This is a genomic window from Manganibacter manganicus (genome assembly GCF_002075885.1).
Lineage (GTDB): Bacteria > Pseudomonadota > Alphaproteobacteria > Rhizobiales > Rhizobiaceae > Mesorhizobium > Mesorhizobium manganicum.
Genome location: NZ_MDET01000008.1, coordinates 1 through 14,493, shown reverse-complemented (window position 1 = coordinate 14,493; position 14,493 = coordinate 1). Strand labels below are relative to the sequence as shown.

Sequence of the window (14,493 nt, the reverse complement as noted above, 5' to 3'; positions counted from 1 at the left end):
GCCTCTGCTATGCCGCCGGCTTGCGCTGGAACTGGCCGAAGGGCCGAAAACGCCACAGATAGGTCGGCAGCATGGTGCCCAGGGCTTGCGGCTGGATGCCGAGGCCGGCAAGCGTGCGCCCTTCGCCGATCGCCTTTTCCGACACCTGATTGTGCACGCGCAACTGCTCAAGCTGGTCGCTGGTCAGCAACGGATTGGGCAGCATGCCGAGGATCGAAGCCTGGATACCAGCCAGCCACCATGGGACAGGCATCAGCACACGCTTGCGATCGATGACGGCAAGCAGTTCCTGCATGCATTGCTTGAAGGTCAGCACCTGCGGGCCGCCAAGTTCATAGATGCGTCCGCCTTCGACCTCGCCATCGACCGCGCGCGCCACGGCTTCCGCGACATCATCGACATAGACCGGCTGGAAACGGGTGTGGCCGCCGCCGATCAGCGGCAGGACCGGCGAAAGACGCGCCATGCTGGCAAAGCGGTTGAAGAATTCGTCTTCCGGGCCGAAATTGATCGAGGGACGGTGGATGACGGCATCGGCAATGGTTTCCAGAACCGCCTTTTCGCCGAGCGCCTTGCTGCGGGCGTAGGCAGAAGCCGAGCGCGGGTCCGCGCCCAGCGCTGAAACATGCGTCATCCCGGCACCCACCGAACGCGCGGCTTCGGCAATGGCGCGAGCGCCGAATTCGTGCACCGCGCCAAACCGCTGCCGGCCGCTCTCATGCAGGATACCGACCAGATTGACGACATGGTCGGCACCCTGTACGGCGCGGTCCACCGACCAGCGCGCCCGCACATTGGCCTGCACGGGCTGGATCTGGCCTACATTGCCGAGCGGCTGGAGATGGCCGGCAAGATCCGGCCGGCGGCAGGGAACGCGGATGCGATAACCGCGGCGGGCGAGCGCGCGCACCACATGCCGGCCGACAAAGCCTGACCCGCCGAAGACGACGACGAGCTTGGGGGTTTGCAGGATTTCGGTCATGACTGGCTCCGCAGGCTAGGCTGAAGCCGTTTCATAATCGCTTTTTCGGTAAAGGCAAAGGGCGCGGGACAGGCCGTCGCGATCATCTCCCACGCGATCAGAACGCCTTGCCGAGTCGTGCGTCAACCGAGTGCCGATTGCCGCCTCGCACGGCGAAGAAAGCCAGTATCGCCGCCCACAGCAGCGACTTCTCGGCACCCGAATAGCCCTGCCCCATGGTGATCCAGTGGAACCAGACCGTGACCAGCAGCACGAACAGGCCGGCAAAGGCGGCGGGACGCGTCAGAAAGCCGAGCGCGATGAAAATGCCGCCAAAGAATTCGGTGCAGGCCAGAAGCAGCGACCAGAACGCGCCCGGATAAAAGCCAAGGCCCTCAACCATATCCGCCGCGCCGAACGGGTTGACGATCTTCGACGAGCCGTGAATGGCCAGAAAGCCGCCGGCGACGACGCGCAGCAGCGTCTCGATGCCCTCGTTCAGCGCGCCATAGATGCCGCCAAGTGCGGGTATGACGAGGCGCTGCCGGGGTGTTTCGGGTGTCATGGACATCGGTCGGTGATCCTGCTTCCTGGAGCGGCAGCCATTGCCCGGCGTGCCGTTCACGATCAAATGAGAAAAAGTTGAGCGTACTTATCCGCTTTCTCACGATACCACCAGTAGGACAAAGAGTCCGAGGCGAGCCTTCAGGCGCTATAGCGCCCGGCGAACTCGGACAGGCGCTGCACCACAGTTTTGGGGACATTCAGGCCATCGGAGGTGGCGCGTTGCGTGGCCTGCACCGCCGCCCGCCCCGGAATATGCACGCCGTAATGCGCTCGCAGCCGGCCGAGTTGGTCGGCAAGGCGCTGCTCGAAACCGGGATCGAGGAGTTTCGGCTCCATGGCCAGCACGAACAGCCCGGTGCCGGGGCTCTCCGAACCTGTAGCGAACGCAGGCGCATCTAGCGACCAGTTGGCGCCGGTGAGGCCGGCCGCCAGCACCTCGACCATCAGCGCGATATTGGCACCGCGCGGACCGCCGAACGCCAGAAGCGCGCCTTTCATGGCTGCTGCGGGGTCGGTGGTCGGCTGGCCATCGGCATCGACGGCCCAGCCATCAGGGATTTCCTCGCCCTGTTTGGCCGCCTTGCGGATATTGACGAAGGCGGTTGCGCTCGACGCCTGGTCGATGATCAGCGGCGCGCCATCCGCCGAAGGTGCCGCAAAGGCCAGCGGATTGGTGCAATAGACCGGCCTTGTCGAACCCGAGCCGGCCAGCAGCGCCGGGCCATTGGTGGCAGCCAGCGCCGCCAGCCCGCGTTCCGCCAACCGGGCGACGAAATGGCCGAGACGGCCGCAGGTATAGGCGTTTTTCTGCGCAAAGATCGCAACGCCGAACAGGCGGGCGGCCTTGGCGAGATCGTCGAGCGTACGCTCGAAGCCGAGATGCGGCACGCCGCGGCGCGCATCCGAAAGATAGACCGCCAGCGCCGGCCGCGTGACGACCGGTTCGGCCTTGCCATCGATACGCCCGGCCTCCAGCGCGTCAAGATAATCGAGGAGATGCGCCAGCCCGACGGAAGGCAGTCCCGCCGCTTCGGCACTGACCGCGGCGGACGCCAATGCCTGCGCCGTCTCGTCGCCGGCCCCGGCGCCAAGCGCCGCCATGCGGCAAAGGCCGGCCGCCTGTTCGAGACTGAGCTGCATGACGTCTTTCGATGTATCTTCCATCGGGGCTTCCATGGAGGCCTTTGTCGCCGTCTGCTTCAGCGATTTCAAGTCATGCCGAAGGTCACCGTCAGCCGATCTTCACCGGAATCCGGCTTTCTAGCCGGCGGAACAGGAACACGATGATACCCGTGATCACCATATAGACCAGGGCCAGAAGCAGCAGCGGCTCATAGGTGATGAACGTTTCCTGCCGCACGCGCCCGGCGACATTATAGATATCGACAACGGTGATCGTCGCCACCAGCGGCGTCGCCTTGAGTTGCAGTACGGTTTCGCCGGCCAGCGTCGGCAGCGCGCGATAGAAGGCCTGCGGCATCCAGATGCGCCGGAAAATCTTCCAGCGGCTCATGCCATAGGCGCGCGCGGCTTCCAGTTGCCCCCTCGGCACGCCGGCAAAGGCGCCGCGCATCACCTCGCCTTCATAGGCGGCATAGGACAAGGTCAGAGACAGCACCGCATAGGGCCATGCCTGCCTGAGATACGGCCAAAGCTCCGAATGACGGATCCACGGAAATTGCGGGAACAGCGAGCCGAGACCGTAATAGAGCAGCCAGAGCTGGAGCAGCAGCGGCGTGCCGCGGATCATGGTGCAGAAACCCCGCGCGGGTGCTGCCAGCCACCACGGGCCGGCCGCCTGGGCAAGCCCGAGCGGCACCGCGAGCATTATGCCGAGCGCGCAGGTGACGACGAGAATCCAGATTGTGCGCCAGATGCCCTGCAAGGCAAGCCCGTAATAGCGCGGCAACCAGTCCCAGCGCATGAACAGCGTCGCGGCGATGACAAGCGCCAGCGCCACCGCGAGCAGACCGATGCGGTGCGGCTTCAACCAGGACGGCGCGCGCGCCGGCGGGGTCATGACGGGCGCGTCGACGCTCATCTCATGCCCCCGCCGTTGACGGCATGCCGCGCCGCGCCCAACGCTCGATGCGCCGGATAAAGACGTTGGAGACCAGCGTCAGCAGCAGATAAAGCGCGCCGGCGGCGATGAAGAAGGTGAAATAGGCCTTGGTGGCGCCGGCGGCCACGCGCGTCGTCAAGGTCAGTTCGTTGAAGCCGACGACGGCGAGCAGCGCGGTGTCCTTGGTGGCGATCAGCCACAGATTGGCCAGGCCCGGAATGGCGAAGGGCAGCATGGCGGGCAGCGTGATGCGTTTCAGCATCAGGATCGGCGACATGCCGTAGGCCCTGGCCGCCTCGATCTGGCCTTGCGGAATGGCAAGGATCGCGCCGCGGATCACCTCGGTGGAGTAGGCACCCTGAACGAAGCCCAGCACCAGGATACCGGCGACCAGGCCGCTGATATTGATCGGCTCATAGCCGGCCATGACAAGAACCCGGTTGATGAGATCGGTGCCGGCGAAATAAAGCAGCAGGATCAGCACCAGTTCCGGCACGGCGCGCACTATGGTGGTGTAGACGGCCCACAAATCCTTGGCGATGGGGCCGCCATAAAGCTTGCCGTAGGCGCCGCATATGCCGATCAGCAGCCCGAGGCCAAAGGCGCCGACGGCAATTTCGACGGAACTCAAAAGGCCACGCAGCAGGCTGCCGCCCCAACCCGGAGGAACGGGCGAGAGAAGCTCCATGACGCCGGCCGCCGAGGCTGTTAGCAGGGTTTCAATCGCTCACACTCCCAATTTCCGTCGTCGGCCAGCGCGGATCGGGCAGGCCGGCGCAAGCAATGCCCGCGCGGCGCTGCGAAAGCGCCACGCGGATCGACCATCGATCGCCTCAGTTCGACTGGACGTCGTCGCCGTAAACGTCGAAGTCGAAATATTTCTCGGTGATCTTCTGATAGGTGCCGTCGGCACGCATCGCCTTGATGGCGGCGTTGAATTTCGCCTTCAGCTTGTCGTCACCCTTGCGCAGGCCGATGCCGACACCCGGCCCGAGCACCTCGAGATCGGGCGCGACCGTGCCCATGATCTTGCAGCAATCCTTGCCCTGATCGCTTTTCAGGAAGGCGTCGAGCGCGATCTGGTCGGCCTGCACGGCATCGACGCGGCCGGCGGCGAGATCCTGATTGGCCTCGTCCTGGGTCGAGTATTCCTTGATCTGCGAGACGCTGTCGGCGAAATGCTTCTTGGCATAGGCGGCGTGGACGGTCGAAACCTGCACGCCGAGGATCTTGTCCTTGAGCCCTTCCGGCGTGGCGGGGAAGTCCTCGTCCTTCGGCCCCATAATGGCCGTCGGCGTGTTGTAATACTTGTCCGAGAAATCGATCGCCTTCTTGCGCTCGGCCGTGATCGACAGCGAATTGATGATCGCGTCGATCTTCTTGCCGGTGAGCGCGGGGATCAGACCGTCCCAGGCGATATAGGAGATCGGACAATCCAGCTTGGCTTCGGCGCACACGGCATGGATGAAGTCGATCTCCCAGCCGCCCCATTCGCCGGACGCATCCGGCGACACGAATGGCGGATAGGGTTCCGGCGCCACGCCGATCTTGACCGTCTCGGCTTGCGCGCTGCCCATGGATGCGGCGCCGAGCACGAGGGCCGCGGCGAAGGCTTTCATCAACACTTTCATACTTCACTCCCGTTTTTGATCATTGTTCCCGACTGTTTTGATTTATCCGATGCTGCGGATGAATTGCTTCAGCCGCTCGGATTTCGGTGCGCCGAAAATCTCCTCCGGCGGCCCCTCTTCCTCGACGAGGCCGTTATAGAGATAGACGACATGGGTGGCGACTTCGCGGGCAAACTTCATCTCATGCGTGACAAGCACCATGGTGCGCCCCTCGCGCGCCAGATCGCCGATCACCTTGAGCACTTCGCCGACAAGTTCGGGATCGAGCGCCGAAGTCGGCTCGTCGAACAGCATGACGCGCGGCTGGATGGCGAGCGCACGCGCAATGGCGCCGCGCTGCTGCTGGCCACCGGACAGGTAAGCCGGATAGACATCGCGCTTTTCCGCCAGTCCGACGCGGTCAAGCAGCGTCTGCGCCTCCGCAATGGCCTTGTCGCGCTTGACGCCCAAAACGTGCACCGGAACCTCGATGACGTTTTCGAGCAACGTCAGATGGCTCCACAGATTGAAGCTCTGGAACACCATGCCCAGCCGCGAGCGGATGCGCTCGATCTGCCTGCGATCGGCGGGAATGGTATGGCCGTGACTGTCGGCCTTGAGCCTGATTTGCTCGCCATTGACGCGAATAACGCCGCTGGTCGGGTTTTCCAGGCAGTTGATGCAGCGCAGCAATGTCGATTTGCCCGATCCCGAGCCCCCGATAATGGCGATCACGTCGCCGTCGCGCGCCGAAAGCGACACGCCCTTCAGGACATGCAGATCGCCGAACTTCTTGTGCAGGCTCTCTATGTGGAGAGCCTCTGCCGCGCCGTCCTGCGCCAAAGGCGACGGATTTGCGGCAGTGCCTGCCATGCTCATCGCAGGCGCTCCGCCCGGATCGCGGTATCGGGTCCTGTCCTTACCCGGCTTCCTGTCATCGCTGCGTGCAATCCCCCGTTTTTGACAAGATGAACCCGCCGGAACGGGTTCGTCAATTAGACATATTACGGCACTTGCGGCGTTGTTATGCAAGTGTATAAATAGCGTCCCGTGAAATTTTTATCGTATTTTTCAGTTTGTGAGGGTGTCGTGAACGGTTTCGGTTCTCAGTCGATGGCAGCGCCGCTGAAGCGCGTGCTGATGCGCTCTGCCGCCAATGCGATGCGCGACGCCGAACCCGCAGCGTGGCACTACGGCGCCGGTTTCAACGCCGGCAAGGCGGCTTTACAGCATGCGGCACTGGCCGATCTGGTGGCGGCTTCGGGAGCCGGGATCGAATGGATCGAGGACGAGCGGGACGGGCTTTCGGACTCGGTGTTCACCCACGACCCGTCGCTGATGACCGAGCATGGCGCGCTGATCCTTTCGATGGGCAAGGGGCTGCGCCAGCCGGAACCCTCCCTGCATGAGCGCACCTATCAGCGCCTCGGCATTCCGGTTCTCGGCCGGGTCGAGGCGCCCGGACAGGTGGAGGGCGGCGATTGCGTATGGGTGGACGCCAACACGCTGGCGATCGGGCGGGGCGTGCGCACCAACCAGGCCGGCATCGAGCAACTGAGCGCTATCCTGGCGCCCAAGGGCATCGCCGTGCACGGCTTCGACCTGCCCTTGTGGCAGGGCGAGGAAGCCTGCCTGCATCTGATGTCGGTGATCAGCCCGCTGGCCGACGACCTGGCGCTGGTCTACGCGCCGCTGCTGCCGGCGGCCTTCTACCAGATGCTCAAGGCACGCGGCATCAAGCTGGTGCATGGCGACGCGGGCGAATTCCATGCCTCCAACGGACTCAGCCTCAACGTGCTGCCGACCAGCCCGCATCAGGTGATCGCCGTCGCCGGTTTCCCGAAGACCAAAGCTGCCATGGAAGCGGCGGGCTGCACGGTGCAGACCTTCGAGGCGGATGCGCTGTGCATCGCCTGCGAGGGTGGGCCGACCTGCCTCACACGCCCGATCCTGCGGCAATGAATGACGCACCGCCGCGCCGCAAATTCCGCCGCGAGGGCGAAGAACGGCGGCGGCAGGACTTGATCGAGGCGACGCTGGACTGTGTCGCCGAATATGGGCTGGAAGGCGCGACGGTGCGGGCGATCGCGCGGCGCGCCGGCGTGACGGCGGGGTTGATCCGGCACTATTTTCCCAACAAGGAAGAGCTTCTGCAAGCCACCTATGCGACCATTGTCGGACGCATGACCGAACAGGCCAAGGCGGCTTTGGCCATGGACAACGCCAGTCCGCGCCGCCGGCTCGCCGCTTTCGTCGAAGCGAACCTCACTCCGCCGGTGATCGATGCGCGAATCTTTTCCCTATGGGCCGGCTTCATCGGCCGGGCAACGCATGACCCGGCGTTGGCAGCCGCGCATCGTGTTGGTTATCTCGGCTTCCGTGACGAACTCGAAGCCCTGGTTGCCGAAGTGCTGGCGGCGGAAGACCAGGTCGCCGACAAGGCGCAAACACGCGCGCATGCCATCGCCATCAACGGCATATTGGACGGGTTGTGGATCGAAGGCTGCCTGGCAGACGATCTGTTCGGTCCCCGCGAATTGGCCGGCATTGCGATTTCGACGGTGGAAGCGCTGCTGAGGCTGAAACCGGAGAGGGAGGAGACACCATGACGACCATCGGCGAAGCCCTGATCGACCTGCTCGAAGCGCATGGCGTCGATACCGTATTCGGCATTCCGGGCGTGCATACAGTGGAGCTCTATCGCGGTCTTGCCCGTTCGAAGATCCGCCATGTCACGCCGCGCCACGAACAGGGCGCCGGCTTCATGGCGGACGGCTATGCGCGCGCCTCGGGGCGGCCGGGCGTTGCTTTCGTCATCACCGGGCCGGGACTGACCAACACCATCACCGCCATGGGGCAGGCGCGCGCCGATTCCGTGCCGATGCTGGTGATTTCAGGCGTCAACGCCGCGCCGACGCTGGGCAAGGGGCTTGGCTTCCTGCACGAATTGCCCGACCAGCGCGGGATGATGGAAAAGGTGGCGCTGTTTTCGCACCGCGTCACCGAAGCCGCCGAACTGCCGCAGGTGCTTTCGCGCGCTTTCGCGCTGTTTGCCTCCTCGCGGCCCGGTCCCGTCCATATCGAAATCCCGACCGATGTCATGGTCAAACCGGCGAACGGCCTCGTTGCCGCACCCGCCAATGCCATGCCACCACAGCCGCACAGTGCCGCGCTGGCAAAAGCCGCAACACTGCTGGCCGCCGCGAAAAGGCCGGTGATCCTTGCCGGCGGCGGAGCCAGGCATGCCGGCGCATTGCTGAAGCAACTGGCGGAGCGGCTTTCCGCACCCGTCGTCACCACCGCCAATGGGCGCGGCCTGATGCACGGGCACCCGCTCGGCGTGCCGGCAAGCCCCAGCCTGAAGGCGGTGCGCGAACTGGTCGACCGGTCCGATTGCGTGCTGGCGGTGGGCACCGAATTCGGCGCGACCGACTATGACATGTATGGCGATGGCGGCTTCACCATGCCGCAAGACCTCATCCGCATCGACATCGATGCCACACAGCTTGCCCGTCGCCCGGCGACGATTGCCATCGAGGCCGACAGCGCCACCGCCCTTTCCGGTCTGCTGGCGCAACCGGCCGGCGACGACGCAGCGCACGGCAGCGGCGAAGCGCGGGCGAAAGCGGCAAGGGATGGCGCATGGGCGGCGCTTGAGCCGATGTTGCAGAGCCAGGTCAGGGCAGTCGAGATCATCCGTGATGCGTTGCCCGGTGCGATCATCGTCGGCGATTCGACGCAGCCGATCTATGCCGCCAATCTCTATTACGACCATGATCGGCCGAGCGGCTGGTTCAATGCCGCCACCGGCTTCGGCGCGCTCGGCTTCGGGCCGCCGGCGGCCATCGGCGCGGCGATCGCCGTGCCCGACGCGCCCGTCGTGTGCCTGACCGGCGACGGCGGCTTCCAGTTCACCCTGCCGGAAATCGGCGCGGCGCAGGACGCCGGAACGCCGGTCATTTTCGTGGTGTGGAACAATCGCGGCTATCGCGAAATCGAGACCTCGATGCTCGATGTCGGGGTGGAGCCGGTGGGCGTATCTCCCGAGCCGCCGGATTTCTGCAAACTGGGCGAAGCCTATGGCATCGCCGCCGAACGGCTCGACTCGATTGACGGGTTTGGCGACGCCCTCAGGCGAGCCCATGCGAAAACACAACCCTGCATCATCGAAATATCAATTGAGTGACAGCGCGAAAGGCGCGACCCTTGTCAGAATGGGCAGGTCGTGACTGTGGGAGCGAGTAAGGTATGACAGGTGCTTTGGAAGGCAGACATGTCGTGGTGACCGGCGGAACCGGTGCTCTCGGCAGCGCGGTGGTCGCCCGGTTGCTGGATGAAGGCGCTTTCTGCCATGTGCCCAACACCCATGCCGAACCGCCGGCGCATTTTCCCTTTGCCAAGCACGAGCGCGTGCGCCTGGCCAACAATATCTATCTGGCCGACTCGGCGGCCACCGACGCTTTCTATTCGCAGGCGCCCGAATTATGGGCCTCGATCAACCTTGCCGGCGGCTTTGCCCGCGCGCCATTTGAGAAAACGGAATCCGCGGCCTTCGCCGAGATGATGGAAACCAACGCGCGCACCACCTTCCTGTGCTCTCGCGCGGCCGTGCGCATGATGCACATCTCCAACACGGCCGGCCGCATCGTCAACATCGCCGCCCGCCCCGGCCTCGATCCACGGCGCGGCGGCGGCATGGTGGCTTACACGGCCAGCAAGGCGGCGGTGGCGGCCATGACGGTGGCGCTCGCCGAAGAGGTGAAGGCGCGCGGCATTCTGGTCAATGCGGTCGCGCCCTCGACGCTCGACACGCCGGCCAATCGCGAAGCGATGCCCGACGCCGATTTCGGCAAATGGGTGAGCCTGGACGCCGCGGCCGAAGTGATCGTCCACCTCGCCTCTCCCGCCAACCGGGCGGTGAGCGGCGCCTTGGTGCCGCTTTACGGCCGGGCCTGACGAGCCATTCGTTCTTCTGGTGCGTCTTGCGTCCTTCGAGGCTCGCTCCACTCGCGCCTCGGGATGAGGATCGCAGGCGCCCGACCTTCCAAACGAAAAGACCCGCCGGAGCGATCCGGCGGGTCTTTTTTGATCCGGTCACGCGTCATGGAAACGGCGCGTGAAGGAGCCTGCTCGGCTCACACCAGAGGTCCTGGATGTTGACACATCCAGGACGCCTCAATCGCCGGCGCGGCCCATCCGGGCCACTTGGCTTGGCTTTCGCGCCAACGGGCGCGGCGCGCAGTCGCGCGCTCCAACGGTCATTCAAAATGACCGTTGGTATTAGTTGCCCTGCTTCTTCAGCGCGGCCCCCAGAATGTCGCCAAGCGAAGCGCCGGAGTCGGTCGAGCCGTACTGGGCGACCGCCTGCTTCTCTTCGGCGATTTCCAACGCCTTGATCGAGACCTGCAGCTTGCGGGTCTTCTTGTCGAAGGCGATGACACGCGCATCGACTTTCTGGCCGACGGTGAAGCGCTCGGGGCGCTGCTCGTCACGGTCGCGGGACAGGTCGGAACGCCGGATGAAGGTATCGATGCCGCTCTCGACCAGCCGCACTTCGAGGCCGCCATCCTTGATGCCGGTAACTTCACAGGTGACGACCGCGTTCTTGCGCAGTTCGCCGGAAGCCGCCGCATCGCCGGCCGCGTCGCGCTCGAGCTGCTTGACGCCGAGCGAGATGCGCTCCTTGTCGATATCGACGTCGAGCACCTGCGCCTTGACCATCTGGCCGCGCTGATACTCCTCGATCACCTGCTCGCCCGGACGGTTCCAGTCGAGGTCGGACAGGTGGACCATGCCGTCCACGTCGCCTTCCAGGCCGATGAACAGGCCGAACTCGGTCTTGTTCTTGACTTCGCCCTCGACCTGGCTGCCGACCGGATAGGTGCGGGCAAACGCTTCCCACGGGTTCTCCAGCGTCTGCTTGAGGCCGAGCGAAATGCGGCGCTTGGCCGGATCGACCTCGAGCACGACGACATCGACCTGCTGCGAAGTGGACAGGATCTTGCCGGGGTGGACGTTCTTCTTCGTCCACGACATTTCCGAAACGTGGATCAGGCCCTCGATGCCCGGCTCCAGTTCCACGAACGCGCCGTAATCGGTGATGTTCGTGACCGTGCCGGTGATCTTCTTGCCGATCGGGAACTTGGTGCCGATGTCGTTCCACGGATCGCTCTCGAGCTGCTTCATGCCGAGCGAGATGCGGTGCGTTTCCTGGTTGATGCGGATGATCTGCACCTTGACCGTCTGGCCGATGTTCAAGATCTCGGTCGGATGGTTGACGCGGCGCCATGCCATGTCGGTGACGTGCAGCAGGCCGTCGATGCCGCCGAGGTCGACGAACGCACCGTAATCGGTGATGTTCTTGACGACGCCCTCGACCACCTGGCCCTCTTCGAGGTTCTGCACGATCTCCGAACGCTGCTCGGCGCGGCTCTCTTCGAGCACGGTACGGCGCGAAACGACGATATTGCCGCGGCGCTTGTCCATCTTGAGGATTTCGAAGGGCTGCGGGTTGTGCATCAGCGGGGTGACGTCGCGGATCGGACGGATGTCGACCTGCGAGCGCGGCAGGAAGGCCACGGCGCCGTCGAGATCGACCGTGAAGCCGCCCTTGACCTGGTTGAAGATGACGCCTTCGACGCGCTCGCCCTTGGCGAACTTGTCCTCCAGGCGCACCCAGCTTTCCTCGCGCCGTGCCTTGTCGCGCGACAGCATCGCCTCGCCAAGTGCGTTCTCGATGCGCTCGACATAGACTTCCACGGTGTCACCGACCTTGAGCGTGGAGTCCTTGCCCTTGGCGCCGAATTCCTTCAGCGGCACGCGGCCTTCGACCTTGAGGCCGACATCGATGACGGCCATGTCCTTCTCGATTCCGGTAACAAGGCCGCGAACGACCTGGCCTTCACCGGAATGGCCGTCGGAAAATGATTCTTCGAGCATGCTCGCGAAATCGTCGCGAGTAGGGGTAGCTACTGACATATGTTCTCCTGAAAAGCCCCTTTCGAGGCGGCGCCGTGGGTTAGCGTTGCGTTGGCCTGCCGGCGTTCCGGGTTCCTCAAAACCCTGGCCGCTCAGGCGGCCGATCCGGCGCATAAAGAATGCAGGCAGGCTGTTGTTCGTAAAGTTCTCGCCCGATATGGCATATTTGCCCGCCACCGCAAGGGCGCCGGGGCAAAAAACCGATCAGGCTTCGCTCCCCTTGGCCAGCACCCCGTCGATGACGGTTCTGGCCTCGGAAAACGCAGCTTCTATAGACATTTCCGACGTGTCGAGCAAGTGCGCGTCGGCGGCGGGCCGCAGCGGCGAGTCGGCGCGGCCCATATCGCGCTCGTCACGCCGCATGATGTCGGCCAGGATCGTCGCAAAATCGCCGGCGCCGTCATTGGCCTCGATCTCGGCCAGGCGGCGGCGCGCGCGCACCTCGGCGCTGGCCGTGACATAGAGCTTCGCGGTAGCGTGCGGGCACACCACCGTGCCGATATCGCGCCCGTCGAGCACCGCGCCGGAAGGCCGGCGGGCAAATTCGCGCTGCTTTTCGACCAGTATCTTGCGCACCTCGGCAATGACCGCCACTTTCGACGCCGCCTCGCCGACGGCATGAGCGGAAAGCACGGTGCGGTCGAGATCGCCGAGATCGATCAGCTTCGCCGCCTCGACGGCATGCGGCGCATCGCCCAGCGGCCAGCCCTTCGTCAACAGCATCTGTGCCACGGCGCGATAGGTCAGCCCAGTGTCGAGATGCGGCAGGTGATAGTAGTCGGCGAGCCTTCGGGCCAGCGTGCCCTTGCCGGCACCGGCCGGCCCGTCAATGGCGATGATAAGAGGGCGGGACATGAAAGCGCATCAAGCGCAGCCGACGCCAAAAGGCAAGGGCGGCATGATGGACGGGGCGATTGGCGATGGAAACTCAGCGTGATTCATGCCATTGAAACCGCGGAAAGATGCTCAGATGACCTCATCCCGTCCGCCAATCGTCCCCGAACTCGATGTCCTTGATCTTGACCGTTCGCTCGCCTTCTACCGGACGGTTCTCGGATTCGATATGTGGACCAGTCGGCTGGAGGAGCGCTTTGCCTATCTCACGCGCGGGCTTGCGCATCTGATGCTTCAGGGAGCCGGCGGGCCGGGCCGGCGCTTTCGAACCGCGCCGCTGGAATACCCGTTCGGGAGAGGCATCAACCTGCAAATCGAAGTTCCCGACGTGGATCATCTCTATACGCGAGTCGTCGAGGCCGGCGAGACAATCCATATTCCGATGGAAGAGCGTTGGTACAGGCAAGGTGCCGAAGATGCCGGCAACCGGCAATTCGTCCTGATCGACCCGGACGGTTATCTGCTCCGCTTCTTCACCGATCTGGGCCGCAGGCCGGCATTACGGGGCGCGGCCACCGCCGATTGATCCCGGCGGGTCAAGGGCAGGCGGCCTGCCGGTTCATGTTCAAAGACACCAATCGCTTTACCAATCCACGGTCGATCCCGGCCGGGTGACCGTCGCCATCAAATGGCGTCTTGAAATCGAAGGCGAAAGAACTGGCTTTGTGTTCATGGAGATGCTCGTGCCTGACGACGGCATCCGACCATGTCGGCACGTAATCGCCCTCCACCCACCAGAGCGCATAGGGCGGCCAGGCGGGCTTCTGAAACCACCCCCGCCCCAGTTTCAGCGCCTCCGCATGGATTCCAGCGTAGGTGAACGCTATCGGAGATTCCAAATCTTTCCAGAGGGATAATGTCGACGGCGACCAACCATCTCCGCGTTCAACATAGAATCTTGGAAAAACCTGCTTTCCCCAGCTTTCGGGGCCGGGCTCGTCATCATATCCGGAGCGCGAGATGAAGCCTTCGCTCCGTTCGGCGGCAAGCAGGTTAATGTCGTTGCGGTCATGGAAACCCTGGTTTACCGGATGGCCGGCCGGCGCCCGAAAGACACCAAACGTATATAAAGCAATGCGGCGCGCCATTATTTCTCCCCCGTCGGACGCTCACGTCGGCACAAGAAGCGCGCCATTGTCGCATGTCCAACATGGCGCGCCCTGCCATTTGAACCCCGGTGCGACATTTCTACTTTGCACAATCCCGACATTTCAACATAGCCGCCACGCCCGTTGCCTTGGGCTCAGGAAAGCAGGCACGACATGAGCCCTCATCCTGAGGTGCGAGCTCCTGAGCTTGTCGAAGGGGCGAGCCTCGAAGGGCGAGGGCGGCTCCAGTTCGCGTGGATGGAAATTTAACGCCTGCCGTAATCGATAAGAATAAATCCGTTGCCAATCAGGCGCTTGCCCCGTTAACGGCGG

At 64.0% G+C, this 14,493-nt stretch carries 15 protein-coding genes; 5 read left to right on the top strand and 10 right to left on the bottom strand.

All coding sequences use genetic code 11. The features are described 5' to 3' along the window. Positions 1-7 precede the first annotated feature (7 nt). From BFN67_RS06570 to BFN67_RS06540, 7 genes are all read right to left on the bottom strand, one after another. A complete protein-coding gene (locus BFN67_RS06570; protein WP_080918838.1) occupies positions 8-982 on the bottom strand; it encodes a complex I NDUFA9 subunit family protein in 975 nt (324 codons plus the stop codon). Positions 983-1,079: 97 nt separating this feature from the next. Continuing rightward, positions 1,080-1,532, bottom strand: a complete 453-nt coding sequence (locus tag BFN67_RS06565; protein WP_080918934.1) for a DoxX family protein — start codon at positions 1,530-1,532, stop codon at positions 1,080-1,082. A 134-nt stretch (positions 1,533-1,666) separates the two neighbouring features. Beyond that, entirely contained in the window at positions 1,667-2,668 is a 1,002-nt protein-coding gene (locus BFN67_RS06560; RefSeq protein WP_080918933.1) for an Ldh family oxidoreductase, read from the bottom strand. 91 nt (positions 2,669-2,759) lie between these two features. Further along, positions 2,760-3,569, bottom strand: a complete 810-nt coding sequence (locus BFN67_RS06555) for an ABC transporter permease (protein ID WP_080918837.1) — start codon at positions 3,567-3,569, stop codon at positions 2,760-2,762. A 1-nt stretch (position 3,570) separates the two neighbouring features. Then, positions 3,571-4,278: an ABC transporter permease gene (locus BFN67_RS06550; RefSeq protein WP_080918836.1), complete on the bottom strand. Its 708-nt coding sequence runs from the start codon at positions 4,276-4,278 to the stop codon at positions 3,571-3,573. Positions 4,279-4,423: 145 nt separating this feature from the next. Beyond that, positions 4,424-5,221: a transporter substrate-binding domain-containing protein gene (locus BFN67_RS06545; protein WP_080918835.1), complete on the bottom strand. Its 798-nt coding sequence runs from the start codon at positions 5,219-5,221 to the stop codon at positions 4,424-4,426. Between the two features lie 42 nt (positions 5,222-5,263). After that, complete coding sequence (locus BFN67_RS06540) at positions 5,264-6,073, bottom strand: ABC transporter ATP-binding protein (RefSeq protein ID WP_139789064.1); 810 nt, start codon at positions 6,071-6,073, stop codon at positions 5,264-5,266. 216 nt (positions 6,074-6,289) lie between these two features. Here BFN67_RS06540 and BFN67_RS06535 point away from each other — a divergent pair, with 216 nt between their 5' ends. From BFN67_RS06535 to BFN67_RS06520, 4 genes are all read left to right on the top strand, one after another. Next, on the top strand, positions 6,290-7,162 hold the full coding sequence (locus BFN67_RS06535) for a dimethylarginine dimethylaminohydrolase family protein (RefSeq protein ID WP_080918833.1): 873 nt from the start codon (positions 6,290-6,292) through the stop codon (positions 7,160-7,162). Then, complete coding sequence (locus tag BFN67_RS06530; protein WP_080918832.1) at positions 7,159-7,809, top strand: TetR family transcriptional regulator C-terminal domain-containing protein; 651 nt, start codon at positions 7,159-7,161, stop codon at positions 7,807-7,809. The genes BFN67_RS06535 and BFN67_RS06530 overlap by 4 nt, the downstream gene beginning before the upstream one ends. Next, entirely contained in the window at positions 7,806-9,386 is a 1,581-nt protein-coding gene (locus BFN67_RS06525) for a 5-guanidino-2-oxopentanoate decarboxylase (protein ID WP_080918831.1), read from the top strand. The genes BFN67_RS06530 and BFN67_RS06525 overlap by 4 nt, the downstream gene beginning before the upstream one ends. A gap of 62 nt (positions 9,387-9,448) precedes the next feature. Next, positions 9,449-10,156 carry an SDR family NAD(P)-dependent oxidoreductase gene (locus tag BFN67_RS06520; protein ID WP_080918830.1) on the top strand — a complete coding sequence of 236 codons (708 nt, stop codon included), beginning with the start codon at positions 9,449-9,451 and terminating at the stop codon, positions 10,154-10,156. 324 nt (positions 10,157-10,480) lie between these two features. Here the strand turns inward: BFN67_RS06520 and rpsA are convergent, their stop codons facing one another. Together rpsA and cmk are read right to left on the bottom strand one after the other, a co-directional pair. After that, positions 10,481-12,178 carry a 30S ribosomal protein S1 gene (gene rpsA, locus BFN67_RS06515; protein ID WP_080918932.1) on the bottom strand — a complete coding sequence of 566 codons (1,698 nt, stop codon included), beginning with the start codon at positions 12,176-12,178 and terminating at the stop codon, positions 10,481-10,483. Positions 12,179-12,382: 204 nt separating this feature from the next. Then, on the bottom strand, positions 12,383-13,033 hold the full coding sequence (gene cmk, locus BFN67_RS06510; protein WP_080918829.1) for a (d)CMP kinase: 651 nt from the start codon (positions 13,031-13,033) through the stop codon (positions 12,383-12,385). Between the two features lie 115 nt (positions 13,034-13,148). Between cmk and BFN67_RS06505 the strand changes: the two genes are divergently transcribed. Then, entirely contained in the window at positions 13,149-13,598 is a 450-nt protein-coding gene (locus BFN67_RS06505) for a bleomycin resistance protein (protein WP_080918828.1), read from the top strand. Positions 13,599-13,608: 10 nt separating this feature from the next. On the opposite strand, the gene BFN67_RS06500 is transcribed toward BFN67_RS06505, so the two are convergent. Further along, positions 13,609-14,160 carry a DUF3291 domain-containing protein gene (locus BFN67_RS06500; RefSeq protein WP_080918827.1) on the bottom strand — a complete coding sequence of 184 codons (552 nt, stop codon included), beginning with the start codon at positions 14,158-14,160 and terminating at the stop codon, positions 13,609-13,611. Positions 14,161-14,493 lie beyond the last annotated feature (333 nt).